The sequence below is a fragment of the Xanthomonas sp. genome (genome assembly GCF_017163755.1).
Classification (GTDB): domain Bacteria; phylum Pseudomonadota; class Gammaproteobacteria; order Xanthomonadales; family Xanthomonadaceae; genus Xanthomonas_A.
This window is the reverse complement of sequence record NZ_JAFIWC010000003.1, coordinates 1-26,085: the sequence shown is the minus strand read 5'-3', so window position 1 is coordinate 26,085 and position 26,085 is coordinate 1. Positions and strand designations below refer to the sequence as shown.

Genomic DNA, 26,085 nt, shown 5'->3' with positions numbered 1-26,085 from the left:
TCGGCGCTCACGACGCGCGCAGGAGTTTCGCGTGCTTGGCCGGCGGGGTGCCGAAGATGCGCGAATAGTCGCGACTGAACTGCGAAGGGCTGTCGTAGCCGACGTGGAACCCGGCGCTGGCCGCGTCCATCGCGCTGCTCACCATCAGCCGTCGCGCTTCCTGCATGCGCAGCTGGGTGCGGAATTCGATCGGACTCATCGCGGTGACCGTGCGGAAGTGCTGGTGGAACGCGGAGCGGCTCATTCCCGCGACCTCCGCCGCGTCCTCGATGCGGCACGCCTCGCGGAAATGCGTGCGGATCCACACGATGGCGCGTGCGACCTGGCTGAGCCGGCTGTCGGCCTGCGCCATGTGCCGGATGACGTTGCCGCCGGGCCCGGTCAGCAGGCGATACAGGATCTCGCGGGTGGTGAGCGGGGCGAGCGCGTCGATGTCGCGCGGCGCGTCGAGCAGGCGCGCCAGCCGCACCACCGCATCCAGCAGCGCCGGCCCGGTCTGGTCGAGCGTCAGGCCCATCGGCAAGGCGACCGGTTCGCCGGGCAACGGCGGATGCCGGATGGCGAGTTCGCCCAGCTCGGCCAGGTCCAGGTCCAGCTGAAGGCTCAGATACGGCTTCGCTGCGGTGGCCTCGGTCACCGCGCCCATCACCGGCAGGCCGACGGACGCCACCAGATGCCGCGCCGGCTCGTAGTTGTAGGCCGTCGTTCCCAACATCGCCCGCTTGCGCCCTTGCGCGACGAAGCAGACCGTCGGCTCGTAGATCACCGGCATGGGCATGGTCGGCGTGGACGAGCGGATGAGCTTCACGCCCGGAAGGCGGCCACCGAACGTGCCGTCGTGCGGCGCGTGCCGGGCGATGAGGTCGATCAGCGTCTGCAGTGGGGTCATGGGCCTCTTATTCCACATCCTCCCGCGCCGCGGAAGGCGAAAACCGACGTCTCGGACGATCGTGCAAGGATTCGGGAAAAGCCGACTATCGCCCCGGCACCGCTCCGGCGCAAATTGCAGCGCATCGACCACTGCCCAGGAGCGACCGCATCATGACCGCACCCTCTTCTCTGGACCATTACCGGCTGCTCGGCCGCTCCGGCCTGCGGGTCTCGCCGCTGGCGCTGGGCACCATGACCTTCGGCCAGGACTGGGGCTGGGGCGCCGACCAGGGCGAGGCCCGGCGCATCTTCGACGCCTACACCGAGCGTGGCGGCAACTTCGTCGACACCTCGGTCAACTACACCAATGGCGAGTCCGAGCGCATCCTCGGCGCCCTGCTCAAGGACAAGCGCGAGCGCATCGTGCTGGCCACCAAGTTCACGATGGCGCGCGATCCGGCCGACATCAATTCCGGCGGCAACCACCGGCTCAATCTCGTGCGCTCGGTCGAGACCAGCCTGCGCCAGCTCGACACCGACCGCATCGACCTGCTCTACGTGCACGCCTGGGATTTCACCACCACGCCCGAGGAGGTGATGCGCGCGCTGGACGACCTGGTCCGCTCGGGCAAGATCCTCTACGTCGGCATCTGCAACACGCCGGCGTGGCGGGTGGCGCAGATGCAGACCCTCGCCGACCTGCGCGGCTGGTCGCCCTTCGTCGCGTTGCAGATCGGATACAGCCTGGTCGAGCGCAGCGTCGAACACGAACTGCTGCCGATGGCGCAGGCGATGGGACTGGGCGTGCTGCCCTGGTCGCCGCTCGGCGGCGGGATCCTCACCGGCAAGTACAGCCGCGCCGACCTGTCCGGCGACAACGCCGCGAACGTCTCGGCCACGCGCAAGGGCGTCATCGCCTCGTCGGGCCATCTCAACGAACGCGCGCTGGCGATCGCGGATGTGGTGGGCGAGATCGCCGAGGAACTGGGCGCGTCGCGCTCGCAGGTCGCGCTCGCCTGGACGCTGCAGCATCCGGCGGTGGTTTCGCCGGTGATGGGCGCGCGCACTCTGGAGCAGGCGCAGGACAATTTCGGGGCGCTGGGCATCGCCTTCAGCGGCGACCAGCTGGAGCGGCTGGACCAGGCCAGCGCGCTTGCGCCGATTTTCCCGCAGAACTTCATCGGCCGGCCGATGGCGCAGCAGTTGATCTTCGGCACGTCCAGCGTGCAGGGGCGCAGGTGACGCCATGGCCCGCATGAACTTCAGCAAGAGAACCGCCATTGCCGTCGCCGGAATGCTGCTCGGCTGGACGGCCGCGCTGATGGCGCTGCAGGCAGCGCCGGTGGCGACGGCTGCGGCGCCCGAGCCGATGCAGACCGAGCGCAACAGGCACACCGTCACCGCCGCGTTCGACCGCTGGGCGGCCGGCGGCACGGGCTTCTTCGACGAGATGCTCGCCGCCGACAGCGTGTGGACGGTGGAAGGATCCGGACCGAGCGCAGGCACGTACCGGGGCCGCGACGAGTTCATGGCCCGCGCGGTGCGGCCGTTCGTCAGCCGCTTGCGCACGCCGGTGCGCCCGGTGTCCAAACGGGTCTGGGCCGACGGCGACCACGTCATCATCCATTGGGAAGGCGAAGCCGTCGCCGGCGACGGCCGCCCCTACCGCAACCGCTATGTCTGGATCTTCCGCATGGCAGGCGGCAAGGCCGTCGAGGTCAATGCATTCCTAGATCTCGCCCCCTACGACGACGTGCTCCACCGCGTTCCGGCGCCCGCCGGCGGAGGCGAACGATGAGCGGCGAACCGAACGCGGCACGCAGGTGGGCGTCGCTCGCCGCAGCGGCCCTGCTCGCGGCCACCGTGGCCGCCGCGAGCGCGCAGGCGGCCGCTTCCAATCCCAACCAACCCGCCACAGACACGCAACGGAACCAGAAGATGCGACACCATCCCTATGTCGGCATGTGGGTCACGGCCGATGGCCATATCCGCCAGGCACTGCTACCGAACGGTCGCTACGACGAAGCGCGCGGCACGCGCAAGAGCGCGTACCAGGGACGCTACGAAGTCGATGGGAACCATATCGACTACTGGGACGACACCGGCTTCACTGCCGACGGTACGTTCGTCAGCCAGGACGAGCTGCACCATGGCGGAATGATCTTCTATCGCGAAAAATAAGCGGATCTTGCACAACCTGCAGGCTCTGCGGCCGCTCCGCATGGAGATCGGCATCGGCAGGCTCGGCGACCCAGCGAGCGGCTCATGGAACAGCGATTGCCGATGCGCACTGGGGGCGGACCTGCCGGCGCGAACGGCTTGCGGTGGCGCAAGCGGGCATCCGCGTTCCCGCGCCGCGCCGACGTACCGCTCGGCGTCCGATCCAGACGAAACCATCGCATCCCATTGACCCGCCCACCACGCCGCGGCCAACACACTGCCCGTTTCCCAGACCAGGCCGCGCTGCGCAATGAACCTGACAGACCTCGTCGGATGGCTGGCCACCGCGGTGCTGATCGCCACGCTGAGCCGGCAGATCTACAAGCAATCGCAGTCCAGCGATATCCAGGCCGTATCCAGCTGGCTGTTCGTCGGCCAGATCACCGCATCGTGCCTGTTCATCGCCTACAGCGCGCTGGTCGACAACCTGGTGTTCGTGGTCACCAACAGCCTGGTGCTGCTCACCGCGCTGGTGGGGCAGTACCTGGCCTGGCGCAAACGCCGGCGGATCGAAGCGCAGCGCGGCGGCGCGGCGGCCGGTGCCGATCCGCGCTAGCGGCGAAGCGCCACGGCCAGCCGTTCCAGCGCATGCCGCGCCAGCGCCAACGCGCGGCGCTCGAACAGGTAGTGGTAGGCCAGGCCCGCGGCTGCCACCGTCACCAGGCCGATGGCGAGGTTGACCGGATACAGCGCCAGCGGCCCTAGGTGCGCCGTGGCGCGCGAGCTGAGCGAGAGCAGCGGCATGTGGATCAGGTAGATGGCGTAGGACGCGTCGCCGAGCGCCACCAGCCAGCGCGGCACGCGCACCCTGCCCTGCCACTCCATCTGCACCAGTCCCGCCATCGCGCACGCGGTGGCCAGGCCGAACCACGGCGACTGCTGCCGCTGCAGCCCCAGCGCCGCGAACACGGCCAGCGCCGCCAGCGCGCACAGCGCGCACAGCCACGGCGGGCAGCGCCGCGTCTGCGCCAGGGCCGCCGCCGCCATGCCGAACACGAACTCGAGGTTGATCGGGTTCAGCAGCAGCGAGCGCGCGGACAGGTCCAGCGGCTGTTCGAACGGCGCGCCGAACAGCGCGTTCGCCGCGATCGCCAGCGCCCATGCCGACGCCAGCAGCAGCGGCCGCCCGCAGCGGTAGAACACCCACGCCAGCAGGTAGAAGGTGAGTTCGAACGCCAGCGTCCACGCCACGCCCAGCGCCGCCTGGCCGCCGATCGGCAGCAGGGTCAGCGTCGCCGGCCACGACCAGTCGTAGCCGGGCCCATCGGCCGGACGCAACGTATACAGCGCCGCCAGCGCCAGCCCCACCGGCCAGTACGGAATGTAGATGCGGGTCAGGCGGCTTTCGGCGTAGCGCCAGCTCCAGCCGGGCCGTGCGGCGCGGTCGGCGTTGACGTAGTGGATGATGAAACCGGACAGGACGAAGAAGAAGTCCACGCCCAGGTAGCCGTATGCGAGCACGCCGGTCAGCGCATCGGGCATCGGCCCGACGAAGTGCTCGGTCGGCAGCACCGAATGACTCAGCGCCACCGCCAGTGCCGCTAGGGCGCGTCCGCCCTGCAGCACGTCCAGGGTCGGACGCGGCGCGCTCGCCATGCCGCCTCAGTCCCTCACGCGGCGACCGGCCGGCCGCGCCCGAATACGGCGTACTGCTCCTCGCGCAGCGCATCGAGCAGCCGCCCCGGCGGCAGGCGCACGTCGGCGTATGCGAGCACCTGGTCCTTGGCGACGTCGCGCAGCAGGGTGCAGCCTTCGGCCACGCCCATCGGCAGCAGCCGCGCCTCGGCGGTCACCTCCGCGGTCTCGCATTGCCCATAGCTCATGTAGCCGCCGAGGCCGTCGATGACCTCGCCCTGCTTCAGGTCGCGCTTGGCGGTGGCCACCACCTCCACCCGCGGGCCGGCCAGGGCCTGCAGCACCGGGTCGCGCAGCAGCGCCACCCGCGCCACCGACAGCGGCACTTCGAAGTGGCACAGGTGGTAGGGCGTGTAGAAGCTGTACAGCGGCCCTTCGCCGAGCTTGTACAGGTTGAGGTAGTGCCGCTGCTTGGGGTCGTCGTGGCTGGCCAGCACGAACACGCCCGGGCCCGGCGTGGCGCCGACCACGTAGTCGACCGCGCCGCCGACCGCCTTCAGTTCCTCCGCGTCGAACCGCTCCACCAGCCGGTCCACGTGCTCGCGGTGGTCCAGCCCGCGCATGCCGCGCTGCAGGATCGACATGCCGGTGGCATTGGCGACGATCGCCTGCTCGAAGCTGATCTTGGTGCCATCGGCGAAGCTGGTGACCATGTGCGGATCCTGGCCCCACCTGGCCGCGAACGCCGCCTGCGTCGCCGGCGTGCGATAGGGATCCTGCAGGCCCTTGATGTTGCCGCACAGCAGCGGCGTCAGGCCGATCGAGCGCACGAAGCGGTACAGGTTCATCTGCACACCGGGCTGGTCGCCGTCGCAGCCGCTGAAGATCGCCCCGGCGGCATCGGCTTTGCGCTTGAGCAGCGGCCCGACGGTGGCGTCGAGCTCGGCGTTCATGCTGACCACGTCGCGTCCGTTCTCGATCGCGCCCAGGGTCAGCGCCGCGCCGTATTCCACTGCGCCGGTCGCGTCCACCAGGCAGTCCAGCAGCCCGCACGCGTACAGCAACGCCGGATCGTCGGTCACCGCCGGCTCGCCCGCGCCGATACAGCGCTCCAGCGCCGCGGCCGAATCCGCCCGTCGCGATTCCAGCCCGGCCTCGCGCAGCGCGCGCTGCGCCTTGTCCACGTTGCGATTGCACACCGCGGCCACGCGCATGCCCGGCACCGAATTGGCGATCTGGTTGATCAGGCCGCGGGCCATGAAGCCGGCGCCGTACAGGCCCACGCGCAGCGGCTGCCCCTGCGCGGCGCGTTCGCGCAGCAGGCGATCGATCATCATGCGAACGCCCGGTCCGCGCCGAGGCCGCGCAACTGCTCCACGCCATGGAAGGCGGGATCGAAGTCCGGCCAGCCCGCGTCCTTGGCCGACACGGTCTCCGGCGCGATCGGCCACTGGATGCCGATGGCCGGGTCGTCCCAGCGCAGGCCGCGCTCGCAGGCCGGGTCGTAGAAGGCGCTGGACAGGTACAGCGCTTCGCTGTCGGCCTTCAAGGTGATGAAGCCATGGGCGAAGCCCTGCGGCACGTACAGCGCCAGGCCGTTGTCGGGGCTCAGCTCCAGCCCGTACCACTGCCGGTAGGTTTCAGAATCCGGGCGCAGGTCCACGATCACGTCCCAGAACGCGCCGCGGATGCAGCGCACCGTCTTGGCCTCGGCCGACGGCGGCAACTGGTAGTGCAGGCCGCGCAGCGTGCCGGCGTCGGCGCTGCTGGAATTGTTCATCTGCACGAAGCGCTCCTGCAGCCCGGCCTGGCGCATCTCCTTCTCGCAGAACAGCCGCGAGAACCAGCCGCGCTGGTCGCCGCGTCGCTCCGGCTCGATCACTGCGGCACCGCGCAGCGGGGTGGGATGGAAGATCATGCGGCGGCCCTCAGCTGGTCGGTGAGCGCGTTCGAATCCACCAGCGCCTGCAGCACCCGCAGCCGGACCAGGCGCGAATTGCGGAAGTCCGGATCGTCGAAGCCCAGCCGGGTGAGCAGGGCGTGGAGTTCGGCGATCGCCTCGCCCAGCGATTCGGCCGGCTGGTGCCCGGGCGCCAGCCGCTCGTAGAGCGAGAAATCGACCCGATACGAGCGCGCGTCCAGCGGCGCCTGGTCGGCGATGCGCACGTCCACGCCGGGGGTGGCCGCGCCGACCGCCTCGGCCAGCTCGCGGATGCGCACGTTCCAGCCGGCCGCGCCGGCATTCACCGCCAGGTAGCGGCCGCCCTGCTCCGGCCCGCGCGACAGCGCCCACTCGATCGCCCGCGCCATGTCGCGCACGTGGATCAACGGACGCCAGGGGGTGCCGTCGGAAAGCACGTCGACCCGCCGATGGACCAGCGCGCTGGCGACGAAATCGTTGAGCACCAGGTCCAGCCGCAGCCGCGGCGACGCGCCGCAGGCGGTGGCGAAGCGCAGGCAGGTCACCACCATGTCGGTGTGCAGGCCGGCCAGCGCGCGCTCGGTGTCGATCTTGGAGCGCGCGTAGGCGGTCAGCGGCGCCAGCGCGCTGCGCTCGTCGCGCGGCGTGCCGTCGGCGGCGGCGCCGTACACGCTGCAGCTGGAGGCGAACACGAAATGGCGCACGCCCGCCTCCGAGGCGGCGCGCGCGACCTGCACGCTGGCGCGATGGTTGATCGCGTCGGTGACCTGCTCGAAGCGGTTGCCCATCGCGTCGTTGGAGATCGCCGCTAGGTGCACCACCGCATCGAACCCGCGCAACTGCTCGGCGCGCAGGTCGCGCACGTCGCCGAACCACTGCTGGTCCAGCAGCACCTCCGGCAGCCGCAGCGGCTCGGTGAGGCAATGCGCGAACCAGCCGCGGTCCACGCCGACCAGGTGCGCCTGCGGATAGCGCCGGCGCAGGTGCGCCACCACGACCGGGCCCACATAGCCCATGTTGCCGGTGATCAGGATTCGCATGTCACTCCCATACGCGCCAGGGCGCGCGTTCGGTGGCCCAGAGTTCTTCGAGGTAGTTGCGGTCGCGCAGCGTGTCCATCGGCTGCCAGAATCCTTCGTGGCGGTACACGCTCAACTGCCCGGCCTCGACCAGCCGCTCCAGCGGCGTGCTTTCCCAGGGCGTGGCGTCGTCGTCGATCGTATCGATCACCCGCGGATGCAGCACGAAGAAGCCGCCGTTGATCAGCCCGTCGCCGTCCACCGCCTTCTCGCGGAAGCCGGTCACCTGCCCGCCCTCCACGCGCAATGCGCCGAAGCGTCCGGGCGGTTGCACGGCGGTGACCGTGGCCAGCCGGCCTTCGCGCTCGTGCAGGCGGATGCAGGCGCCGATGTCGACGTCGGCCACGCCGTCGCCGTAGGTCATGCAGAACGCGTCCTCCCCTTCCAGGTGCGCGCGCACCTGGCGCAGGCGCCCGCCGGTCATGCTCTTGGCGCCGGTGTCGATCAGAGTCACGCGCCACGGCTCGGCGCGCATGTTGTGCAGCGCGATGGTGTTGTTGGACAGGTCGCAGGTGACGTCGGACTCCATGTAGTGGTAGTCGAGGAAGAAGCGCTTGATCACCTCGCCGCGGTAGCCCAGGCAGACGATGAAGTCGGTGATGCCGTGATGGGCATAGATCTTCATGATGTGCCACAGGATCGGCTTGCCACCGACCTCGACCATCGGCTTGGGCCGCACCGAGGTTTCCTCCGAGATACGCGTGCCGAGTCCACCGGCCAGGATCACCGCCTTCATTTATCCGTTTCCCCCTTTCGTTGCGGCATCAGTCGTTGACGCGATCAGGCGGTCATCCCCACCGCCTTGGCTTCCTCCGGCTGCAGCGCCTGCTCGGCGATCCGCGCCAGCCCGCCGAGCGTGTCCAGCCGCTCGTTCATCCGCGCGGTGGGGCGCATGCCCACGGTGTCGAGGATCGCGGCCCAGCGGTGCGCCCAGTCGTGCCGGCGCAGGCTCTGGGAGATGCCCATGAGCCTGGCGCGCTCCAGGCGCCGCTGCTGGGTGGAAAGCTCGGCGATGAACTCGCCGATCCGCTCGCACCCGGCCGGCACTTCGAACACCGCGTCCTGCCAGTCGAAGCACGCGTCGAACTCGGGGCACTGCTGCCGCGAACCCAGCACGGCCGCGCCCCCCGCCGCGCCTTCGAAGTAGCGCGTGGCCAGCGCGCGCTTGCGCACGCCCTTGAAGTGTCCGCCCCGGTCCACGTCGAAGTCGAACGCCAGGAAGAACTTGGCGCGCTTGATCATCGCCGCGGACTGCAGGCGGTGCGCCGCCCAATCCAGCACCGCGCCGCCCTTGACCACGTCGTGCACGTAGAAGAAGTCCGGATGCTGCGCGGCATGCCGCAGCAGGTTGTCGTGCGCCGCGGCCTGGCGCCGGCCGATGCTGAGCACGTCGATGCTGCGCTCCGGCGGCCTGGGCAGCGGCGTGGCCAGCAGCGTGTCGCACGCGCTGGGAAGAAAGCTCACCGGGGTGCGGATCATGTCGCGCATCGGCTCCACGCAGCTGGCGTTGAGCAGGAACACGTGGTCGAATTCGTTCAGCACCCTGAGCTGGCTGCGCTGCGAGGCGAGCAGCTCGGGCCAGGTCTCCAGCAGGTACGCCACCGCGCAATGCGAACGCCGGCGCCAGTGCTTCAATGCGCCCAGCGTTCCCAGTTCGGCCGGGAACTGGCACATGTAGAAGAACAGGTCGTGGTCGCGCTCGATCGGCGAGGGCACCGCGTTGGCCAGCGGCGCGCCGCCCAGGCGCGTCCATGCCGCGCTGGACAGGCGATGGAACAGTTCCTTGCGCAGATAGCGCAGGGTCGGATGCACGCCTCTGCCTGCGGTGTGTTCCAGGCCGGCGGGCACGTGGATATCGGTGTCTTCGAGCTGCCGGATCACGTTGAGGAACGCAAACGCCTGGCCGTTGAACGCCTCAGGCCAAGCCTCGTAGTTCGAGGCCGTCACCACCGACCGCGTAGTCATCCACTGTGTCCTCGGCCACGACCTCCGGACTGCGCCGCGGCGGCCGCAGGTGGGGTGGAGGTCGCCTCCCTTGAATGTGTATAGGCTGGGTGCTCCGCTGGAACTCGCATACAGCGCACTGCATCTGAAAATATCCGGTCGCAGCCGTTATTATTTTGTGAAAGTGAGACTTTTGTGCAAAATTTTCATGCAGGCACAGGAGCGTGATGAACATCGACTGCACCGTCGTGGGCGCCGGCGTGGTCGGCCTGGCCATCGCCCGGCAACTGGCGCTGGCGGGGCGCGAGGTATGCGTGCTGGAAAGCGAGGCGGCGATCGGTACCGGCACCAGTTCCCGCAGCAGCGAGGTCGTCCACGCCGGCATCTACTACCCGAGCGGCTCGCTGAAGGCCGCGCTGTGCGTGCGCGGCAGGACGTTGCTGTACGACTACTGCGTGCGCAACGCGGTGGCCCACCGCAAGTGCGGCAAGCTGATCGTGGCCGACGCCGCGCAGACCGACGCGCTGCACGCACTGTGGCAACAGGCGCTGGCCAACGGCGTGGACGGCCTGCAATGGTTGCCGGCGGCGCAGGCGCGGCAGCTCGAGCCCGAGCTGCGCTGCGCCGCCGCGCTGCATTCGCCGCAAACCGGCATCGTCGACAGCCACGCCCTGATGCAATCGCTGTGGCGCGATGCCGAGGCGGCCGGCGCCATGCTCGCGCTGCGCGCCAGCGTCGGCGAGGTGCGGGTGCTGGCCGACGGCTTCCAGGTGGACTACCTGCACGCCGGCGAGCGGACCCGCTTCCGCACGCGCGCGCTGGTCAACGCCGCCGGGCATGGCGCGGTGCCGCTCGCGCAGCGGATCCACGGGCTTGACCCCACGCACGTGCCCGGCGCCTTCCTGGCCAAGGGCAACTACTACGCGCTGCGCGGGCCGGCGCCGTTCCGGCGCCTGGTCTATCCATTGCCCAGCCCGGGCGGGCTCGGCGTGCACCTGACCCTGGACCTGGCCGGCAGCGCGCGCTTCGGTCCGGACGTCGAATGGGTCCAGGCGCCGGATTACCGCGCCGTGCCCCCTACCCCGGCGCTGTACGCGGAAATCCGGCGCTACTGGCCCGCGCTGGCGGACGGCGCGCTGAGCCCGGCCTATTGCGGCATCCGGCCCAAGATCGCCGGGCCGGGCCAAGGCGCCGCCGATTTCCGCATCGACGGCGCCGGCGTGCACGGCGTGGCCGGGCTGGTCAACCTGTTCGGCATCGAATCGCCCGGGCTCACCGCCTGCCTGGCGATCGCCGAACGCGCGGTCGCCGAACTCGATCGCGGCTAGCGCAGCCGGCAGCGAGCGAGTGCGGCCGTGGGGTGTCTTGCTCGCACGGCGAACTTGCGAACCTGGCACGCGATGCCGTCACCACCGGCACGATGGCTGCGAAAGCGACGCGGGTGCCGCCCACTGCGGCAGCGAAGTCGCCGCCATAGCGACGGCATGGCTGCAGGTGCGCCCGCCCGCACTAGCGGCCCACCGCGGCGACCGTCTACAATGCGCGCACACCGGCAGGCAGCTGTCCGCTGCGTGCAGGAAGCGCGGCCGACCCGTTGGCTGCATACGCTCCGCCAGATCCATGCGATTCCCTCGCAGACATCTTCCGCACCGGCGGCGGATTTCGAAGGGAAGGCCGCGCTGTTCGGCGCGGTGTATACCGTCTCTATGGTGGCCCCGTCGGCCCCTCGCGACGCTAGGTCGAAAACTCCGCCAGGGCCGGAAGGCAGCAACGGTATCGATCGACGCGGGCGCCGAGGTCAGCCGGCGGGGTCGCCACCCTCTCTTCGACGCATGGCCGATCGGCGCCTCCTGCCGGGCCTTGCGCTGCCGGCTGCGATGACGCGCCCGCTGCAGTTCGCGGCGCCACGCTCGATCCCGGCGGCTGGCACCACCGCGGCGGCAGCGCAGACATCCCTTCAACGCCAGCGCTTGCTTGGCGCGTGTCGATCCGCGCGCAGCGAGGTCGGCGGGCGGGCCGCCACCTCGTTTGGCGCTGCGCTCGCCCAGGCCGGTGGCCGCGGCTCAGGCCTGCGGATGCAGCCAGCCGGCATCGCCCTCGCGATAGCGCTCGTGCTTCCAGATCGGCACCCGCGACTTGACCTCGTCGATCACGTAGCGGCAGGCGGCGAACGCCGCGTCGCGATGCGCGGCCACCACGCCCACCCACACCGCCAGCTCGCCGATCGCCAGTTCGCCCACGCGGTGCGCGCAGCGCAGGTCGAGGATCCCGAACTTGGCCATCGCCTCCTCGGCGATGCGCTGCCCCTCGGCTTCGGCCAGGGCCGCGTACGCTTCGTAGCGCAGGCCGTCGACCGCGCGGCCGTCGTTGTGGTCGCGCACCCAGCCTTCGAAGCTGGCATAGGCGCCGGCCTGCGCATGCGCCAGCGGCGCGCGCAGCGCGGCCACGTCGAGCGCGGTATCGGCCAGCCAGAAACGTATCGTCGCAGACACCGTCAACCTCCCGAAACCGGCGGAATGAACACCACTTCGCTGCCGTCGCGCAGCGGCGCGTTCCACGCCGCGAACGCGCCATCCACCGCGACGCGCAGCCGCTCCGGCGGCCAGCCCAGGCGATGCCGCGCGTCCAGTTCGGCGTACAGCGCGCGCAGGTCGGCGGCATCGCTGTGCCACTGCTCGCTGTCAATGCCGGCCGCCTCGCGCAGGCTGGCGAAGTACAGCACGCTCACGCGCACGCTCATGCCACGCTCCCGACGTCGCGCTTGCCGCCGCGCTTGCCCAGCAGCCGGACCGGGCCGATGGTCATCGCGTGGGTCAGCGCCTTGCACATATCGTAGACGGTCAGCGCGGCGACGCTGGCGCCGGTCAACGCCTCCATCTCCACCCCGGTGCGATGCACCGTGCGCACGCTGCACTCGATGCGCAGCACCTGCGGCGAGGCCCAGTCGATCGCGAAGCGGCAGCCGTCGATCGGCAAGGGGTGGCAGAACGGGATCAGCTCGTGCGTGCGCTTGACCGCCATCGTGCCGGCGATCACCGCGGTATCGACGATGCCGCCCTTGGCGCTGCGCAGGGCGTCGGCGCGCAGTTGCGCCGCCACCGCCGCGGGAAAGCGCACCCGCGCTTCGGCCACCGCCACGCGCGCGGTGACGGTCTTGGCCGACACGTCGACCATCGTCGGCAACCCCTGCGGGTCGAGATGGGTCAGCGCCGGCGGCGCCTGCCTGGCCAGGTTCTTCTTCATGATGCGTCGCGATGCCGCTCCCACGGCGGGTTCTCAGGCCTCGCCGACGATCGGCGTGCCCTGGTGGAACAGCATGCGCCATTGCCCGTCGCGGCAGCGCCACAGCGAGCTGCGCAACGCGTGCCGGAAGCTGCCGTCGCCACTGCTGCGCTCGCTGCGATAGGTCAGCTGCAGCAGATCCGGCGCCAGCCACCGCGCCTGCAGATCGCAGGCACGGTAACGGACCTCGGACTCGCCCGGCAGCTCCGCCAGCACCTCGCGTTTGCCGAAGCGCCGCCCGGAGGCGCCGAACTCGACGAAGTCCTCGTCGAGCAAGCCGTCGAGCCGTTCGGCCGATGCGCGCACGGCCTGCTCCAGCAGGCTCAGTTCCAGCGCGACCACACGCTCGGCCGAAGCGTCGTCCATGCCGCTCACCCGCCGATCAGGAACATCTCGACGTGCTTGCCGCGCGTCGCCTGGGCGTCGCCGCGCACCTCGCTGTAGCGGTCGCCGCGCCGCCGCCACACCTGCTCCACGCGCGCGGCCAGGGCATCCTCGCCGTCGGCCAGCGCCGGCTTCAGGTCGGTGCCGGCGGCGGCGAACAGGCAGGTGTAGAGCCGTCCGTCGGCCGATACGCGGGCGCGGTGGCAGTCGCCGCAGAACGGCGTGCTGACCGAGCTGACGAAGCCGATCTCGCCGCCGTCGGCGAAGGCGTAGCGCGAGGCCACCTCGCCGGTGTAGTGCGGGTCCAGCGAACGCAGTGGCCACTGCGCGGCGATGCGGTCGCGCAGCTCGGCCGACGGCACCACGCTGTCGCGGCGCCAGGCGTTGCAGGTGCCCACGTCCATGTACTCGATGAAGCGCAGCACGTGGCCGCTGCCGCGGAAATGCGCCAGCAGCGGCAGCACCTGGTCGTCGTTGACGCCGCGCTGGACCACGCAATTGAGCTTGACCGGGCCAAGCCCGGCCGCCACCGCCGCATCGATCCCGGCCAGCACCTGGGCCACCTCGCCGCGGCCGCCGGACATGCGCGCGAAGGTCGCCGGGTCGATCGCGTCCAGGCTGACCGTGACCCGGCGCAGACCGGCCAGGCGCAGCGCCTGCGCATGCCGCGCCAGCAGCGAGCCGTTGGTGGTCATCGCCAGGTCGTCCAGCCCGGGAATCCGTGCCAGCCGCCGCACCAGTTCGGGCAGGTCGCGACGCAGCAGCGGCTCGCCGCCGGTCAGGCGCAGCTTGCTGACCCCGTTGCGCACGAATCCGCGCACCAGCGTCTCGATCTGCTCGAAGGACAGCCGCGAGGCGGCGTCGAAGCCGTAGTCGTCCGGCACCTTGTCGGCCGGCATGCAGTAGCCGCAGCGGAAGTTGCACGCCTCGATCACCGACAGGCGCAGATCGCGCAGCGGCCGCCCCAGCCGGTCCAGCGGGACGGCGGCCGCCGGCGGCGGCGCGGCGGGTGGGCGCAGGATCGCGTTCATGCCGGTTGGACCTGCGCCGCGGTCGGTTCGTTCAACGCCACGCATTCGCCCGGCCGCGCGACCCGATGGCCGCGCGCGCGCAGGGTCTGGGCATCCTCGGCGCTGGCGTAGTGGTAGAGCATGGTGCGTTGCAGGAGCTCGGCGGGGTATTCGCGTTCCAGGTCGTCCACCCCAGTATGCGACGGGTTGCCGTGAACGCCACAGTCGTGGGCGACCAGTTCGCCGTCGCCGGCGTAACGGCTCAGCATTTCCGGGATCGGCCGGGTATCGCCGCTCCATACCAGGGCGCCGGCCAGGCGCAGCCCGTAGGCGGTTTCCGGCCAATGGTGGCGCACCGGGAACAGCTCCAGCCGTACCCCGTCGTGCCAGAACGCGTCGCCGACCACGATCAGCTGGAACGCGTCCCAGAAGTTGGCGCCGCCCTCGGCCAGCACGTTGGGGTAGTCGCCCACCCGGCGATGCAGCAGCGGCACCACCGGCGCCGGCACGTACAGGCGCACCTTGCCGCGCCGCGCCGGCGAGAAATATGCGTCCACGAACAGCCGCTCCAGGCCGCCGATGTGGTCCAGGTGCACGTGGGTGATGAACACAGCCTGCGGCATGGCGCCGTAGTGGGCCTGGTAGGCGCTCAGGCCCTCGCCGCCGCAGTCGATGCTCAGCCACGGCGCGCCATCGCGCTCGATCGTGGCCATCGGCGAGCCCAGTTCCACCGCCGAAGCGTTGCCGACGCCCTGGAAGCGCAGCGCCCAGGCCATCAGTAGCCCCGGTTCCAGGCCAGGTCGTAGGCGCGACGCAGCCGCGCGTAGTCCTTCTCGACCTCGTCGACGCCGCGCTCGCCGCGCACCTTCAGCAGCGAGCGGTGCAGCCGTTGCAGGTTCTCCTCGCGCCAGCGGGTGGCGGGGATGCGCAGCACGCCGCGGTCGAAATCGATCAGCCAGCCGCGGCCGTTGCCGTCGAACAGGATGTTGTGCGCGTTGAGGTCGGCATGGTCCAGCCCGACGCGGTGGAAGCGCGCGATCAGCCGCCCGGTTTCCTCCCACGGCGCGCCGCGTCCGGCCACCCGCGCGCGCTCGGCCAGCGAGCGCACGCCTTCCAGCCGCTCCATCAGGATCGCCGCGCGGTAGCGCAGGCCCTGGCGCAGGTAGCAGGCCGCCAGCGGCCGCGGCACCGGCAGCTTGTGCCCGAGCAGCGCGCGCATCAGCCGGAACTCGGCGAAACTGCGGGTGCGGTCGGCGCCGCGCCACAGGTAGCGGTCGCGGCTGAAGCGGGCGATCGCGCCGCCGCGCAGGTACTGGCGCAGCACGCAGGCGCCGAACGGCGCATCGACGAACCAGGCGCCGCCGCGCCCGCCCTCGCCGACCGGGCGCGCACGCTCGGCCCACTTCTCGGCCGAGAACAGCGCAGGATCGGCTTGCCGCAGCCGTTGACGGTCGAACAGAATGGCGCCATAGCCGCGGCCATCGCGGTACGGCGTCAGTGCTTCGGTGGCGTCGAATACAACCATCCAGCGAGTCTAACAACACCATGCGCGCAACGCCTCCCTCGCTCTGCCTGCTGCGCCTGTCGGCGCTGGGAGACGTGACCCACGTGGTGCCGCTGGTGCGCACCCTGCAGCGCGCCTGGCCGGACGCCCCGCCGCTGCACTGGATCATCGACAAGGCCGGGCACAAGCTGCTCGACGGCCTGCCCGGGGTGGTCTTCCACGACTACGACAAGCGCAGCGGCCTGGCCGGCATGCGCGCGCTGCGCCGCGCGCTGCCGCCCGGCCGGTTCGACGCGCTGCTGCAGATGCAGGTGGCGCTGCGCGCCAACGTGCTGTCGGCGTTCGTGCCGGCGCGCCGGCGCATCGGCTACGACCGCAGCCGTTCCAAGGACCTGCACGGGTTGTTCGTCAACGAACGCATCCCCGACCGCCCGGGGATCCACGTGCTCGACGCGATCGGCAGCTTCTGCGAGCCGCTGGGCCTGCGCCAGACCGAGGTCAGCTGGCAGTTGCCGGTCCCCGACGACGCCCGCGCCTGGGCGCGCGCGCAGTGGCCCGACGACGGCGCGCCGGCCCTGCTGATCTCGCCGTGTTCCAGCCACGTGCGCCGCAACTGGTACGCCGACCGCTACGCCGCGGTGGCCGACCACGCCGCCGCGCAGGGCTGGCGCGTGGTGTTGTGCGGCGGGAGCAGCGCGCTGGAACGCAGCACCGCCGATGCGATCGTCGCGGCGATGCGCGCGCCGGCGCTGGACCTGGTCGGCAAGGACACGCTGAAACAGCTGCCGGCGCTGCTGGAACGCGCCGCACTGGTGATGACCCCCGACTCCGGCCCGATGCATATCGCCAACGCCGTCGGCAGCAAGGTGCTCGGGCTGCACGCGGCGAGCAACCCGCGCCGCAGCGGCCCGTACTCGGACCTGCGTTACTGCGTGGACAAGTACGACGCGGCGGCGCGCAAGTTCCTCGGCAAGCCGGCCGAGCGGCTCAAGTGGGGCGCCAAGATCGAGTTCGACGGCGTGATGGCGCTGATCGGCGTGGACGACGCGATCGCCGCGTTCGAGCGCTACCGCGCCGACCAGCGCTGACGCGGCGGTGCGCCGCCGCAGCGCGCGGGCTCGGCACCGCCGCGCGCATCCGCCACCGCCGGTGGCCTGCGGACGCCGCCGTAAGCGTCCACGTCAAGCAACGCGCCAACCGCGCCGGATCCGTCCGCGGCCGTTTCCTGCCGGTGCCGATGGGCGCGTGCAGGTAGCGCCTGCGACCTGGCGGCTTACGGAGTGCCCGTGTCCGGTTTCCTCCCGTTCTCCCCACACAGGCTGCATCCTCGCCATGCCGGCCGGGCGATGCCGTTGTTGCTGTCGATCCTGATGACCTGCGCGGTCGCGCTGATCAGCACGCTGCGCGGCGTCGGCCCGGTACCCGACCTGGGCGCCGTGGCTGGGCGCCTGGGCGCTGTCCTGGCCGATCGCCTTTCCGCCCTGCTGGTGGCGCTGCCGGTGGTGCGGCGCCTGACTCGGTGCAGGTCGCCCGCGCCTGGCGAGGCGGGCGTTTCGGGGGAGGCGCAAGGCCTCCCGCTTCTCACGCGGTGCCGGCGCGGTAGTCCTGGTAGGACTTCTCTTCCACGTAGCTGGAGCCCAACGCCAGGTTGATGTCCTTCTTGATCCGCGCCCGCTCGTCGTTTTCGAAGTAGACGCTGCGCGCCAGCTTGATGAACTCCTCGTCGAACGCCTGCGCCCGCTCCTTGAGCCGGATCTCGTCCTCGATCACCCACAGCCGCTCGTTGACCGCCTTCAGCTCCGCGCGCAGCCGCACGATGTCGCCGCCGGCCGCCGGGTGCGCCATCCAGGTCTTCTCGAGCGCCGACAGCTCGGCGCGCACGTTGGCCAGCTTGGCTTCGTCGCCGATACGCTCGGACTTGATCTGCAGGATGGCGATCTTGTCGAGCAACTCGCCGAAGGACACGGGGACCAGGATTTCGGACATGGGGACTCCGGCGCAATGGAAAGGGAAAGTGTAGCGATGGCGTCTTAACGCCATGTGGGCATGGGCGCAACGGCCCTCCCCACAAAAACAGAAGGCTCCCAAGACGGGAGCCTTCTGCGAATCTGGCGGAGAGGGGGGATTCACTCGGCATCTTCGATGCCTCGCCCTACGGGCGGCTGCGCCGTGCAGGTGGCTACGCCACCTGTCGAACCCCGGGGCTCTCACCCCCTCCCAGACGCCGGCGAAACTCACGCGGCTGGGCCATATCTCGACACTTTCAAACTTGGCGGAGAGGGGGGGATTCGAACCCCCGAGGCGCTATAAACGCCTGCCTGATTTCGAGTCAGGTACATTCAACCACTCTGCCACCTCTCCGGGTGGTCCCCGGCGGACCGGGGGCGTGCATCATACGGTTCCTGCCCGGCGCGGACAAGCGGGCGTTTTCCCGTCGTCGCCGGGCACGCCCGCGCCGGGCCGCTGAACCCCGCCTGCGCCCGGCCCCGGATGATCATTGCCGGATGTCCGCTCGCCCGCGATGATGACGTTTGACTGACAGGAAGCCGGGCCAGCCGCGGGCGCGCAATGATCGAATTCGGACACCTCACCCACGTCGGCCTGCGCCGCGAGCTCAACGAAGACACCTATTACGGCGACAACGAGCTGGGCCTGTGGCTGGTCGCCGACGGCATGGGCGGACACGCCTGCGGCGAGGTCGCCAGCGCGCTGGCACGCGAGGCCATCGTGCGCGAGGTGCGCGGCGGCACCCCGCTGGCGCAGGCGATCCGCATCGCCGACGAGGAGATCATCCGCGCCTCGCGGCGGCGCAACGACAGCTTGCCGATGGGCACCACGGTGGTCGCCGCGCGGGTGCAGGGCAACCGCTTCGAAGTGGCCTGGGTCGGCGACAGCCGCGCCTACCTGTGGCGCGAGGGCAAGCTGGCCCAGCTCAGCCAGGACCACAGCTACGTGCAGGAGCTCATCGCGCAGGGCGCGCTGACCGCCGAACAGGCGCGCGCGCACCCGCACCGCAACGTGGTCACCCAGGCGCTCGGAGTGACCGACCCGCTGCACCTCAACGTCGCCACGATGACCGGCGAGCTGCGCCCGGGCATGCAGCTGCTGCTGTGCAGCGACGGATTGACCGAGGAAGTGGACGACACCGGCATCGCCGCCACGCTGGGCTACGACGACTGCAGCGCGCAGGAGTGCGTGGACACCCTGGTCGCCGCGGCGCTGGACGGCGGCGGCTCGGACAACATCACCGCGATCCTGGTGCGCTGCCACTGAACGGCGCGGCGCGCACCGTGGCGCGCCTCAGCCGGCGACCGCCTCGGGCAGCACCGGCGCCTCGTCGTCCCACAGCGCACGCCCGGCCTTCTTGCGCAGCTTCTCCAGCCGCGCCGCATGCGCCTCAAGCTCCGACGGGGTCGGCAGCACCCGCGGCCGCGGCAGCAGCACCGACATGTCGAACAGCGCCGCGCCGTGCGCCTGCCCGGCGCCACGGTCGTCGGCCAGCGCGAAGCCGATCTCCTCCTGGCCGGAGGTCAGCGCGATGTACACGTCGCTGAGGATCTGCGCGTCGAGCAGCGCCCCGTGCAGTTGCCGGTGCGAGTTGTCCACGCCCAGCCGCTTGCACAGCGCATCCAGCGAGTTGCGCTGGCCGGGGAAGCGCTCGCGCGCCAGCAGCAGCGTATCGATCACCGAGGCGCGGTCGAGGATGCGGCCGTAGGACGCGCCCAGCCGCGACAGCTCGTAGTCGAGGAAGCCCAGGTCGAAGGAGGCGTTGTGGATGATCAGCTCGGCGCCGTCGATGAACGCCAGGAACTCGTCGACCACTTCGTGGAACTCGGGCTTGTCGGCGAGGAAGTCCAGGGTCAGGCCGGTGACCTCCTGCGCGCCGGGCTCGAAATCGCAGTCCGGCCGCAGGTACTTGTGGAAGTTGCGTCCGCTGGGACGGCGCTCGAGCAGTTCCACCGCGCCGATTTCGACGACGCGGTTGCCCTTCTTCCACTCCAGGCCGGTGGTTTCGGTATCGAGGATGATCTGGCGCATGGGGCTCGCTGCAGGATAAGGCGTGGAAAGGATCAGGACGCGACCGCGGCGCCGCCGGCGCGCACCCGCAGCGCCTGGTTGCGCGCCAGCACGTCCACCCGCTCGTTGTCCGGATCGCCGTTGTGGCCCTTGACCCAGCGCCAGTCGATCGTGTGCCGTTGCGCGGCGGCATGCAGCCGCTCCCACAGGTCGCGGTTCTTCACCGGATCGCCGCCGGCGGTCTTCCACTGGCGCCGCACCCAGCCCGGCATCCACTCGGTGATGCCCTGGCGCACATACTGCGAATCGGTATGCAGCACGATCTGGCAGGGCTCGCTCAGCGTCTCCAGCGCCATGATCGCCGCCATCAGCTCCATGCGGTTGTTGGTGGTGTGCGCCTCGGCGCCGGCGACTTCGCGCTCCAGGCCCTTGTAGCGCAGCAGCGCGGCCCAGCCGCCCGGCCCGGGATTGCCCAGGCAGGCGCCGTCGGTATGGATGTCAACTGTCTTCATGTACGTCCAGGGTGGCAGATCAAATGGAGGCGGCCGAACCGCGCCAGCGCACCGGCGCGCGCACCGGGATCGGCCCGATGCCGGCCGCGGTGCGTTTTTCCGCATGCAGCACGCACACCGCGCGCAGCGGCGCGCCGGAGGTGGCCGAGCCGACGCCGCCGCGCGTGGGCCAGACCGGGCCCAGGTAGCGGATGTCGTCGATACAGGGTAGCCCGGCGCGCGCCAGCAGGTCGCGCCAATGTCCGGGGTGGTGCGCCACCAGGCCCTGCCGGCGCCAGCGCAAGCGGTACGGGCTCATCGCGTTCAGCGCGAACAGCCACAGCTGCCCGCCCGGCATCAGCACCCGCTCGCATTCTTCCAGCAGCGCCGCGGCATCGGCGGCCGCGACGTGCTGCAGCACGATCGCGTTGACGCTCTCCGACGACAGCGGCAACGGCAGCGCGCAGTTCAGGTCGCCGGCGAAGCCGCCGGGGGTGCGGTGCAGGCGCACGCCGCGCCCGGGAAGTTCGCGCGGCGGCGGCGCCGAGGGCACCGGCGACAGCCACAACCACGGCTGCGCCGGCCGGCCGAGCAGCGCCTCCAGGATCAAGGGCTGCTCGGCCTGGAGCAGCATTTGCGCCACAGCCGTATCAAACCAAGATGAGACGCCGGCTTGACGAGGGAATGGGGCGGCAGGCATGGTGCCAATTCTATGCGACTGACCGCCCTGCCCGCATTCCAGGATAATTACATCTGGGCGATCGTCGCCGAGGACGGGCGCGCGCTGATCGTCGATCCCGGCCAGGCCGCGCCGGTACTGGAGGCGGCAGCGCAAGGCCTGACTCCCGCCGCGGTGCTGCTGACCCACCACCACGACGACCATATCGGCGGCGTCGCCGCGCTGCGCGAACGCTGGCCGGAGCTGCCGGTGTACGCGCCGGACGAGCCGCGCATTCCCCTCGCCAGCCGCCGCGTCGGCGACGGCGACGGCGTGCAGGCGCTGGGCTGGACGCTGCAGGTGATCGCCGTACCCGGCCACACCCGCTCGCATATCGCCTATTTCGGCCATGGCCATCTGTTCAGCGGCGATACGCTGTTCAGCCTGGGCTGTGGTCGGATGTTCGAAGGTACGCCGATCCAGATGCTGGGTTCGCTGCAACGACTGGCCGCACTGCCGGCCGCTACCCTCGTTTGCTGCGGACACGAATACACCCTGGCCAATGCGGCATTCGCCGTCACGGTCGATCCCACCAACGCCGCCCTCCGGCAGCGCCATCAGGAAGCCCAGGCCATGCGTCATGCCGCCCGTCCCACCGTTCCCGTCTCCCTCGCCAGCGAAACGGCGTGCAACCCGTTCCTGCGTACCGGCACCGCCGCGATCCAGCAGGCGGTGTCCGCGCGGCTCGGCCGCGGCGCCCGCGACGAGGTGGAAGTATTCGCCGAATTGCGGCGCTGGAAAGACGAATTCCGCGCATGAGGTCGGTGTGGTGGGCGGCGATGCTGGTGCTGGCGACGGCCCCTGCATCCCCGGGACACGCGGCGGGCGCCCCGATCGGGGCAACGCTGGACCAGACCATCGCCGGCCTGGGCGTGCTGCCGCTGGATGCGGCGACGCTGCCGGCGGCGACCACGCGTAACGGCCGCGACATCCTGGCCAACTTCCGCGACGGCCTGGCCGACGCGCAATGCGACGGCGGCGCCACCGACGCGCGCTGGAAACAGCAGTTCTCGCGCGCGCCGGCGCACCTGGCCAATGCCGACGAGGACGTGCTGCCGCTGTTCGGCTACGTGGTGGACGAACTGCGCGCGGCCGACCTGCCGACCGAATTTGCGCTGATCCCGTTCGTCGAGAGCGGCTACCGTCCGGCCGCGCGCAACAGCGGCGGCCCCGCCGGGCTGTGGCAGTTCATCGCCGACACCGCGCGCAACCACGACGTCCCGGTCGAAGGCGGCTACGACGGCCGCCTGTCGGCGGTGGATTCGACCCGCGCCGCGGTGCGCTACCTGAAGACGCTGCACGGGATGTTCGGCGGCGACTGGCGACTGGCGATCATGGCCTACAACGCCGGCGAGTACCGGATCCTGCAGTCGATGCGCCGCGCCGGCATGAACGCGCAGAACGCGCAACCGGAGAAGCTGCCCGGCCTGTCCCCGATCACCTACGCCTATGTCGAGAAGCTGCATGCGCTGGCCTGCGTGCTGGAACAGGCGCAGACCCGCGACGAGTGGATGGCGTCGCTGGACCGACCGGTGCCGATCCTGCAGGCGCAGACGCTGCCGGCCGGCGTCGCCCTGGACGAGTGGGCGCGGCAGCGCGCGCTGCAGGCGCCGCAGCTGGCGCGCCTGAATCCGGCGCTGGGCAACGCGCGCAAGATCCGCCGCGCGCTGCCGGTGCTTGCGCCGGCCGGACAGCACGGCGCCGACACGGCCGCCATGGTCGCGCCGCAGGGCGACACGCTCGCCGTCGCCGAGCCCACGGTGGTGGCGACCGTCGCCGAAGCCGCGCCGCCGCGCAAGCGCAAGCGCGATCCGTCCGGTCGCACCCACACCGTGCGCAACGGCGAGACTGCCTGGACCATCGCCAAGCGCTACGGCGTCAACGTGCAGGCGCTGCTCAGCAAGAACGGCCTGTCCGCACGCAGCGTGCTGCGCCCGGGCATGGTGCTCACCTACGAGGAATGAGCCTGCGGGCGGCGCTGCCGCCCTGCACTGCGGCTATGCGACGCCGGCATCGCGCCGACATCGCCGGGGCCGAACCAGCCCGGCTGCCATGGGGTTGCGCGTCGTTTCCACCACCCTCGTGCGGTCGTCGGCCGATTACAGCGCCGACATTGGCTTCGTCGCATCGGCACACGCGTCGCTGCGCCGACAAACAGCGTTGAAGCCTTGCCCGTCGCCAGGCCGATCGGGCACCGAACCGCGAGCCGCATGCCTGAGCGCTCGTTCGTGCCGATCGCAGCCGCGGCGCTTCGCATTCCGCGCATCCACCTCGGCACCGGCCTGCGCACGTCGTGAACGGGAAGGCGCCTCGGGGCCGATGGAGAACCGCTAGACGCACGTCGTCCTGGTCAACGATCGGCCACAGGTGCGGATCGCCGCTCGCCCGCGCGTCGATCTGCGAAACGCAACGCCCTCCCCCTCCCCGCGATAGCTCGAACCGAAAAAGAAAAAGCCCGGCGAACCGGGCTTTTTCGCAGGCGGACGAGGCAGCCGGTTACAGCTGCGCCTCCTCCACCGTGACCTTGAAGCGCTTGCGCATCGCGTCGACATAGGCCTTGGCCGCCGCCGCGCCGTCGATCTGGGCCAGCTGGTCCTTCAGCGTCGCCTGCTGTTCGGCCGGCACCGTGCTCAGGTCGCCCGGCGTCACCTTGTTGACCACGAATATCGCGTAGCGCTTGGCGCCGCCCTGCGGACCATTGGCCGACAGTTCGACCTTGCCCACCGACGGCTTGCCTTCGGCCGGCAGCGGCGCGCTGAAGATCGCGCGGTTGGCCTCCGGGCTGGGCATCGGCACCGTGCGCGGCAGGCCCGGCATCGGGCTGACCTGCAGCTTCTCCGGCCCGGCCAGCGCCTGCAGCGTCTCGCCCTTGCGCAGGCGCGCCAGCAGCGCGTCGGCCGCGGCCGCCGCCGCCTTGGCGCTGCGGTCGGCGCGCACCGCGGCGATCACCTGGTCGCGCACCTTGGCCAGCGGCTGCGCCTGCTCCGGGGTGTGCTGGGTCACGCGGATCATCACGCTGTGGTTCGGCCCCAGGGTGATCGGATCGCTGACCGTGCCGTCCTGCACCAGCGTGTCGGAGAACGCCGCGCGCAGCACCGCCGGGTTGGCGGCGATGCCGCTGGCGGTGGTGCGCGAGAACGGCCCCAGCGTCTGCACCGGCACCCCGACCTCCTTGGCCGCCGGCGCCAGCGCGCTCGGGTTCTTGTAGACCAGGTCCACCAGGCGTCCGCTCAGGTCGCTGAAGGCCTTCTCGTTGTCGGCCTGCAACTGCTCGCCGGCGAGCTGGTCGCGCACCTGCTCGAAGCTCTTGCCCTGGCCGCCCTTGATCTCGCGCAGCTGGATCACGTGGTAGCCGAACTCGCTCTTCACCGGGCCGGCGATCTCACCGGGCTTCATCGCGAACAGCGCGTCCTCGAACGGCTTGACCATCACGCCCTTCTCGACCCAACCCAGATCGCCGCCGGCGTCCTTGGAGCCGGGGTCCTGGGAATTGGCGCGCGCCAGCGCGGCGAAGTCGGCGCCGGGCTGCCTGGCGTCGGCGGCGAGCTTGGCGGCCTTGGCCTCGGCGGCCTTCTGCGCGGCGGCGTCGCTGCCGGCGCTGATCAGGATGTGCGAGGCCAGCCGCTGGTCGGGTTCGACGAAGCGGGCCTTCTCGTCCTCGTAGCGCTTGCGCAGCGTCGCCTCGTCGGCCGGCTTGGGCGCCGGCAGGCCGGCCGCGTTCAGCTCGACGTATTCGATCGACACGCTTTCCGGCTGCTTGAAGTCGCCCTGGTGCGCGTCGTACCACTGCTTGATCTGCGCGTCGGTGACCGGCGCGGTGTCGGCCGGTACTTCCGGAAGCAGCGCGATCTCGACGTCGCGGGTTTCGCCGAGCATCTTCAGCAGGCGCTCGGTTTCCTGCTTGGTCGCGAACGCCGACTGCGCCAGCCCGGCCGGGATCACCGACCGCTGCAGCTCGTTGCGCACCAGCTGTTCGAACATCGCCGGCGTGCGCGGCGGCGTACCCGACGCCAGCGCCAGGCGGTAGCGTTCCGGATCGAACTTGCCGTCGTTCTGGAACGCCGGGATCGATGCGATGTAGTCGCGCACCGCGCCGTCGCCGATCACCACGCCGGCCTGCTCGGCCGCCAGCTTGATCACCTGCTCGTCGATCAGCCGGTCGAGCACCTTGCGCTTGTTCTCGGCGCTCTCGAAATCGCGCGGATCGAAGTTCTCGCCCTGCCGCTGCCGTTCCATCTGCCGCTCCTGCTCGAAGCGCTCGCGGAACTGCTCTGTGCTCACCTCGTGATGCTTCCACAGGAACGATGCCGGCCACCAGCCCGGCGCCGACGGCCACCACGACGGCGGCGCCTGCACCTTGGCGACGTTGTTGGCACCGACGCCACCGAGATAGCTGTTGTCGATGACGAACAGGAACGGAATCATCAACAGGCCGATGATCGCGGTGGCGATCCAGCCCGAGGTCTTTTCGCGAAGTTTCTGCAGCATTGGTTGGGAACCGAGGCCTGTAGGCGAGCCGCGCAGTTTAACCCGCTTCAGCCCTTGCCAGGCAGACGGCGCGCCGGCAGATGCGGACGCCCGGCTCCACGCCCCGCCCCAGCCGCGCCGGCGACGCAGCCCAGGCCTGCAAGCCGGCGGGGCCGCGGCCGCCGCATCCGGTCGGCGAGCAGAACCCGGCGCGCTCAGGCCCGCGGCAACGTTTGCGCGGCCCCTGTTTTCGTCCAGGCGTTTGCCGCACCGCGCCGAACGGCACGCAAAGAAAAAGCCCGCGGGTCGTCGACCCACGGGCTTCCTTTTGAACTGGCGGAGTGGACGGGACTCGAACCCGCGACCTCCGGCGTGACAGGCCAGCATTCTAACCGACTGAACTACCACTCCGCGTTTTGAACGGATGCAGGCGGCGAGGCCTGCGATTTCCCTCGCATCGGCGTGCCGTACGGCAACGCAGGCGCTTTGAGAAAGAAAACCCCCGATTTCTCAGGGGCTTCGGTACAACTGGCGGAGTGGACGGGACTCGAACCCGCGACCTCCGGCGTGACAGGCCAGCATTCTAACCGACTGAACTACCAC

At 70.7% G+C, this 26,085-nt stretch carries 28 protein-coding genes, 2 tRNA genes and 1 other RNA gene; 10 read left to right on the top strand and 21 right to left on the bottom strand.

Annotation, left to right across the window (positions count from 1 at the left end; genetic code table 11):
• Positions 1 to 7: 7 nt before the first annotated feature.
• The gene (locus JR065_RS02880; protein WP_206231938.1) at positions 8 to 889 is read right to left on the bottom strand and encodes an AraC family transcriptional regulator; all 882 of its coding nucleotides are present in this window, start codon (positions 887 to 889) and stop codon (positions 8 to 10) included.
• A gap of 152 nt (positions 890 to 1,041) precedes the next feature.
• Between JR065_RS02880 and JR065_RS02875 the strand changes: the two genes are divergently transcribed.
• The 4 genes from JR065_RS02875 (at position 1,042) to JR065_RS02860 (ending at position 3,646) form a co-directional block, all read left to right on the top strand.
• Positions 1,042 to 2,112 (top strand): aldo/keto reductase, encoded by a 1,071-nt coding sequence (locus JR065_RS02875; RefSeq protein WP_206231936.1) that lies wholly within the window; start codon positions 1,042 to 1,044, stop codon positions 2,110 to 2,112.
• Between the two features lie 4 nt (positions 2,113 to 2,116).
• On the top strand, positions 2,117 to 2,668 hold the full coding sequence (locus JR065_RS02870; RefSeq protein WP_343237239.1) for a nuclear transport factor 2 family protein: 552 nt from the start codon (positions 2,117 to 2,119) through the stop codon (positions 2,666 to 2,668).
• Positions 2,665 to 3,051, top strand: a complete 387-nt coding sequence (locus JR065_RS02865) for an Atu4866 domain-containing protein (RefSeq protein ID WP_206231935.1) — start codon at positions 2,665 to 2,667, stop codon at positions 3,049 to 3,051. Before JR065_RS02870 ends, JR065_RS02865 begins: the two co-directional genes overlap by 4 nt.
• A gap of 289 nt (positions 3,052 to 3,340) precedes the next feature.
• Positions 3,341 to 3,646, top strand: coding sequence for a hypothetical protein (locus tag JR065_RS02860; protein WP_206231933.1), 306 nt, complete (start codon positions 3,341 to 3,343; stop codon positions 3,644 to 3,646).
• On the opposite strand, the gene JR065_RS02855 is transcribed toward JR065_RS02860, so the two are convergent.
• From JR065_RS02855 to JR065_RS02830, 6 genes are read right to left on the bottom strand one after another with little or no spacing between them, the layout of a single operon-like run.
• Entirely contained in the window at positions 3,643 to 4,686 is a 1,044-nt protein-coding gene (locus JR065_RS02855) for an acyltransferase family protein (protein ID WP_206231931.1), read from the bottom strand. The genes JR065_RS02860 and JR065_RS02855 overlap by 4 nt on opposite strands.
• 14 nt (positions 4,687 to 4,700) lie before the next feature.
• Positions 4,701 to 6,002 (bottom strand): NAD(P)H-dependent oxidoreductase, encoded by a 1,302-nt coding sequence (locus JR065_RS02850; protein ID WP_206231929.1) that lies wholly within the window; start codon positions 6,000 to 6,002, stop codon positions 4,701 to 4,703.
• A complete protein-coding gene (gene rfbC, locus JR065_RS02845; RefSeq protein ID WP_206231927.1) occupies positions 5,999 to 6,583 on the bottom strand; it encodes a dTDP-4-dehydrorhamnose 3,5-epimerase in 585 nt (194 codons plus the stop codon). The genes JR065_RS02850 and rfbC overlap by 4 nt, the downstream gene beginning before the upstream one ends.
• Positions 6,580 to 7,626: an NAD-dependent epimerase/dehydratase family protein gene (locus JR065_RS02840; RefSeq protein WP_206231926.1), complete on the bottom strand. Its 1,047-nt coding sequence runs from the start codon at positions 7,624 to 7,626 to the stop codon at positions 6,580 to 6,582. Before JR065_RS02840 ends, rfbC begins: the two co-directional genes overlap by 4 nt.
• A gap of 1 nt (position 7,627) precedes the next feature.
• Positions 7,628 to 8,401 (bottom strand): glucose-1-phosphate cytidylyltransferase, encoded by a 774-nt coding sequence (gene rfbF / locus JR065_RS02835; protein WP_206231924.1) that lies wholly within the window; start codon positions 8,399 to 8,401, stop codon positions 7,628 to 7,630.
• A gap of 44 nt (positions 8,402 to 8,445) precedes the next feature.
• Positions 8,446 to 9,630: a glycosyltransferase family protein gene (locus JR065_RS02830; protein ID WP_206231922.1), complete on the bottom strand. Its 1,185-nt coding sequence runs from the start codon at positions 9,628 to 9,630 to the stop codon at positions 8,446 to 8,448.
• Positions 9,631 to 9,836: 206 nt separating this feature from the next.
• Between JR065_RS02830 and JR065_RS02825 the strand changes: the two genes are divergently transcribed.
• Together JR065_RS02825 and ffs are read left to right on the top strand one after the other, a co-directional pair.
• Entirely contained in the window at positions 9,837 to 10,937 is a 1,101-nt protein-coding gene (locus JR065_RS02825; RefSeq protein ID WP_241093337.1) for an NAD(P)/FAD-dependent oxidoreductase, read from the top strand.
• Between the two features lie 387 nt (positions 10,938 to 11,324).
• Positions 11,325 to 11,421, top strand: an RNA gene (gene ffs / locus JR065_RS02820) — signal recognition particle sRNA small type.
• Positions 11,422 to 11,672: 251 nt separating this feature from the next.
• On the opposite strand, the gene JR065_RS02815 is transcribed toward ffs, so the two are convergent.
• From JR065_RS02815 to JR065_RS02785, 7 genes are read right to left on the bottom strand one after another with little or no spacing between them, the layout of a single operon-like run.
• On the bottom strand, positions 11,673 to 12,101 hold the full coding sequence (locus tag JR065_RS02815; protein ID WP_206231918.1) for a molybdenum cofactor biosynthesis protein MoaE: 429 nt from the start codon (positions 12,099 to 12,101) through the stop codon (positions 11,673 to 11,675).
• Positions 12,102 to 12,103: 2 nt separating this feature from the next.
• Positions 12,104 to 12,349 (bottom strand): MoaD/ThiS family protein, encoded by a 246-nt coding sequence (locus tag JR065_RS02810; protein WP_206231916.1) that lies wholly within the window; start codon positions 12,347 to 12,349, stop codon positions 12,104 to 12,106.
• Positions 12,346 to 12,852, bottom strand: coding sequence for a cyclic pyranopterin monophosphate synthase MoaC (gene moaC / locus JR065_RS02805; RefSeq protein ID WP_206231914.1), 507 nt, complete (start codon positions 12,850 to 12,852; stop codon positions 12,346 to 12,348). The genes JR065_RS02810 and moaC overlap by 4 nt, the downstream gene beginning before the upstream one ends.
• Before the next feature lie 33 nt (positions 12,853 to 12,885).
• Positions 12,886 to 13,257, bottom strand: coding sequence for a DUF4440 domain-containing protein (locus tag JR065_RS02800; protein WP_206231912.1), 372 nt, complete (start codon positions 13,255 to 13,257; stop codon positions 12,886 to 12,888).
• Between the two features lie 5 nt (positions 13,258 to 13,262).
• Entirely contained in the window at positions 13,263 to 14,306 is a 1,044-nt protein-coding gene (gene moaA / locus JR065_RS02795) for a GTP 3',8-cyclase MoaA (protein ID WP_206231911.1), read from the bottom strand.
• Complete coding sequence (locus JR065_RS02790; RefSeq protein WP_206231909.1) at positions 14,303 to 15,061, bottom strand: MBL fold metallo-hydrolase; 759 nt, start codon at positions 15,059 to 15,061, stop codon at positions 14,303 to 14,305. Before JR065_RS02790 ends, moaA begins: the two co-directional genes overlap by 4 nt.
• Positions 15,061 to 15,810, bottom strand: coding sequence for a 3-deoxy-D-manno-octulosonic acid kinase (locus JR065_RS02785; protein WP_206231907.1), 750 nt, complete (start codon positions 15,808 to 15,810; stop codon positions 15,061 to 15,063). Before JR065_RS02785 ends, JR065_RS02790 begins: the two co-directional genes overlap by 1 nt.
• Positions 15,811 to 15,830: 20 nt before the next feature.
• Here JR065_RS02785 and JR065_RS02780 point away from each other — a divergent pair, with 20 nt between their 5' ends.
• The gene (locus JR065_RS02780; RefSeq protein ID WP_206231905.1) at positions 15,831 to 16,877 is read left to right on the top strand and encodes a glycosyltransferase family 9 protein; all 1,047 of its coding nucleotides are present in this window, start codon (positions 15,831 to 15,833) and stop codon (positions 16,875 to 16,877) included.
• Positions 16,878 to 17,370: 493 nt separating this feature from the next.
• On the opposite strand, the gene JR065_RS02775 is transcribed toward JR065_RS02780, so the two are convergent.
• Together JR065_RS02775 and JR065_RS02770 are read right to left on the bottom strand one after the other, a co-directional pair.
• Positions 17,371 to 17,775 (bottom strand): DUF6165 family protein, encoded by a 405-nt coding sequence (locus JR065_RS02775; protein WP_206231904.1) that lies wholly within the window; start codon positions 17,773 to 17,775, stop codon positions 17,371 to 17,373.
• A 284-nt stretch (positions 17,776 to 18,059) separates the two neighbouring features.
• Positions 18,060 to 18,150, bottom strand: a tRNA-Ser gene (locus JR065_RS02770).
• A gap of 207 nt (positions 18,151 to 18,357) precedes the next feature.
• Between JR065_RS02770 and JR065_RS02765 the strand changes: the two genes are divergently transcribed.
• Entirely contained in the window at positions 18,358 to 19,062 is a 705-nt protein-coding gene (locus tag JR065_RS02765; RefSeq protein ID WP_206231902.1) for a PP2C family protein-serine/threonine phosphatase, read from the top strand.
• A gap of 27 nt (positions 19,063 to 19,089) precedes the next feature.
• Here the strand turns inward: JR065_RS02765 and dnaQ are convergent, their stop codons facing one another.
• From dnaQ to JR065_RS02750, 3 genes are read right to left on the bottom strand one after another with little or no spacing between them, the layout of a single operon-like run.
• Entirely contained in the window at positions 19,090 to 19,827 is a 738-nt protein-coding gene (gene dnaQ / locus JR065_RS02760; protein WP_206231900.1) for a DNA polymerase III subunit epsilon, read from the bottom strand.
• Positions 19,828 to 19,859: 32 nt separating this feature from the next.
• Positions 19,860 to 20,318, bottom strand: a complete 459-nt coding sequence (gene rnhA / locus JR065_RS02755) for a ribonuclease HI (protein WP_206231898.1) — start codon at positions 20,316 to 20,318, stop codon at positions 19,860 to 19,862.
• A 19-nt stretch (positions 20,319 to 20,337) separates the two neighbouring features.
• Positions 20,338 to 20,997, bottom strand: a complete 660-nt coding sequence (locus JR065_RS02750; RefSeq protein ID WP_206231896.1) for a hypothetical protein — start codon at positions 20,995 to 20,997, stop codon at positions 20,338 to 20,340.
• Positions 20,998 to 21,009: 12 nt separating this feature from the next.
• Here JR065_RS02750 and gloB point away from each other — a divergent pair, with 12 nt between their 5' ends.
• Complete coding sequence (gene gloB / locus JR065_RS02745) at positions 21,010 to 21,774, top strand: hydroxyacylglutathione hydrolase (RefSeq protein ID WP_206231894.1); 765 nt, start codon at positions 21,010 to 21,012, stop codon at positions 21,772 to 21,774.
• On the top strand, positions 21,771 to 22,979 hold the full coding sequence (locus JR065_RS02740) for a lytic transglycosylase domain-containing protein (protein ID WP_206231893.1): 1,209 nt from the start codon (positions 21,771 to 21,773) through the stop codon (positions 22,977 to 22,979). Before gloB ends, JR065_RS02740 begins: the two co-directional genes overlap by 4 nt.
• A 532-nt stretch (positions 22,980 to 23,511) precedes the next feature.
• On the opposite strand, the gene JR065_RS02735 is transcribed toward JR065_RS02740, so the two are convergent.
• Together JR065_RS02735 and JR065_RS02730 are read right to left on the bottom strand one after the other, a co-directional pair.
• Positions 23,512 to 25,503, bottom strand: coding sequence for a peptidyl-prolyl cis-trans isomerase (locus tag JR065_RS02735; RefSeq protein WP_206231891.1), 1,992 nt, complete (start codon positions 25,501 to 25,503; stop codon positions 23,512 to 23,514).
• 313 nt (positions 25,504 to 25,816) lie between these two features.
• Positions 25,817 to 25,893: transfer RNA gene (locus tag JR065_RS02730), tRNA-Asp, on the bottom strand.
• Between the last annotated feature and the right edge of the window lie 192 nt (positions 25,894 to 26,085).

What these genes read in the sequence shown, in the direction of transcription:
- rfbF (WP_206231924.1), bottom strand. Translation starts at nt 8,401, where the DNA reads ATGAAGGCGGTGATCCTGGCCGGTGGACTCGGCACGCGTATCTCGGAG.
- JR065_RS02830 (WP_206231922.1), bottom strand. Translation starts at nt 9,630, where the DNA reads ATGACTACGCGGTCGGTGGTGACGGCCTCGAACTACGAGGCTTGGCCT.
- JR065_RS02780 (WP_206231905.1), top strand. Translation starts at nt 15,831, where the DNA reads ATGCGCGCAACGCCTCCCTCGCTCTGCCTGCTGCGCCTGTCGGCGCTG.
- JR065_RS02865 (WP_206231935.1), top strand. Translation starts at nt 2,665, where the DNA reads ATGAGCGGCGAACCGAACGCGGCACGCAGGTGGGCGTCGCTCGCCGCA.
- JR065_RS02870 (WP_343237239.1), top strand. Translation starts at nt 2,117, where the DNA reads ATGGCCCGCATGAACTTCAGCAAGAGAACCGCCATTGCCGTCGCCGGA.
- JR065_RS02875 (WP_206231936.1), top strand. Translation starts at nt 1,042, where the DNA reads ATGACCGCACCCTCTTCTCTGGACCATTACCGGCTGCTCGGCCGCTCC.
- JR065_RS02740 (WP_206231893.1), top strand. Translation starts at nt 21,771, where the DNA reads ATGAGGTCGGTGTGGTGGGCGGCGATGCTGGTGCTGGCGACGGCCCCT.
- gloB (WP_206231894.1), top strand. Translation starts at nt 21,010, where the DNA reads ATGCGACTGACCGCCCTGCCCGCATTCCAGGATAATTACATCTGGGCG.
- JR065_RS02860 (WP_206231933.1), top strand. Translation starts at nt 3,341, where the DNA reads ATGAACCTGACAGACCTCGTCGGATGGCTGGCCACCGCGGTGCTGATC.
- JR065_RS02735 (WP_206231891.1), bottom strand. Translation starts at nt 25,503, where the DNA reads ATGCTGCAGAAACTTCGCGAAAAGACCTCGGGCTGGATCGCCACCGCG.
- JR065_RS02855 (WP_206231931.1), bottom strand. Translation starts at nt 4,686, where the DNA reads ATGGCGAGCGCGCCGCGTCCGACCCTGGACGTGCTGCAGGGCGGACGC.
- rfbC (WP_206231927.1), bottom strand. Translation starts at nt 6,583, where the DNA reads ATGATCTTCCATCCCACCCCGCTGCGCGGTGCCGCAGTGATCGAGCCG.
- JR065_RS02800 (WP_206231912.1), bottom strand. Translation starts at nt 13,257, where the DNA reads ATGGACGACGCTTCGGCCGAGCGTGTGGTCGCGCTGGAACTGAGCCTG.
- JR065_RS02880 (WP_206231938.1), bottom strand. Translation starts at nt 889, where the DNA reads ATGACCCCACTGCAGACGCTGATCGACCTCATCGCCCGGCACGCGCCG.
- JR065_RS02810 (WP_206231916.1), bottom strand. Translation starts at nt 12,349, where the DNA reads ATGAGCGTGCGCGTGAGCGTGCTGTACTTCGCCAGCCTGCGCGAGGCG.
- JR065_RS02840 (WP_206231926.1), bottom strand. Translation starts at nt 7,626, where the DNA reads ATGCGAATCCTGATCACCGGCAACATGGGCTATGTGGGCCCGGTCGTG.
- JR065_RS02775 (WP_206231904.1), bottom strand. Translation starts at nt 17,775, where the DNA reads ATGTCCGAAATCCTGGTCCCCGTGTCCTTCGGCGAGTTGCTCGACAAG.
- JR065_RS02790 (WP_206231909.1), bottom strand. Translation starts at nt 15,061, where the DNA reads ATGGCCTGGGCGCTGCGCTTCCAGGGCGTCGGCAACGCTTCGGCGGTG.
- moaA (WP_206231911.1), bottom strand. Translation starts at nt 14,306, where the DNA reads ATGAACGCGATCCTGCGCCCACCCGCCGCGCCGCCGCCGGCGGCCGCC.
- JR065_RS02750 (WP_206231896.1), bottom strand. Translation starts at nt 20,997, where the DNA reads ATGCCTGCCGCCCCATTCCCTCGTCAAGCCGGCGTCTCATCTTGGTTT.
- rnhA (WP_206231898.1), bottom strand. Translation starts at nt 20,318, where the DNA reads ATGAAGACAGTTGACATCCATACCGACGGCGCCTGCCTGGGCAATCCC.
- JR065_RS02850 (WP_206231929.1), bottom strand. Translation starts at nt 6,002, where the DNA reads ATGATGATCGATCGCCTGCTGCGCGAACGCGCCGCGCAGGGGCAGCCG.
- moaC (WP_206231914.1), bottom strand. Translation starts at nt 12,852, where the DNA reads ATGAAGAAGAACCTGGCCAGGCAGGCGCCGCCGGCGCTGACCCATCTC.
- JR065_RS02765 (WP_206231902.1), top strand. Translation starts at nt 18,358, where the DNA reads ATGATCGAATTCGGACACCTCACCCACGTCGGCCTGCGCCGCGAGCTC.
- dnaQ (WP_206231900.1), bottom strand. Translation starts at nt 19,827, where the DNA reads ATGCGCCAGATCATCCTCGATACCGAAACCACCGGCCTGGAGTGGAAG.
- JR065_RS02825 (WP_241093337.1), top strand. Translation starts at nt 9,837, where the DNA reads ATGAACATCGACTGCACCGTCGTGGGCGCCGGCGTGGTCGGCCTGGCC.
- JR065_RS02785 (WP_206231907.1), bottom strand. Translation starts at nt 15,810, where the DNA reads ATGGTTGTATTCGACGCCACCGAAGCACTGACGCCGTACCGCGATGGC.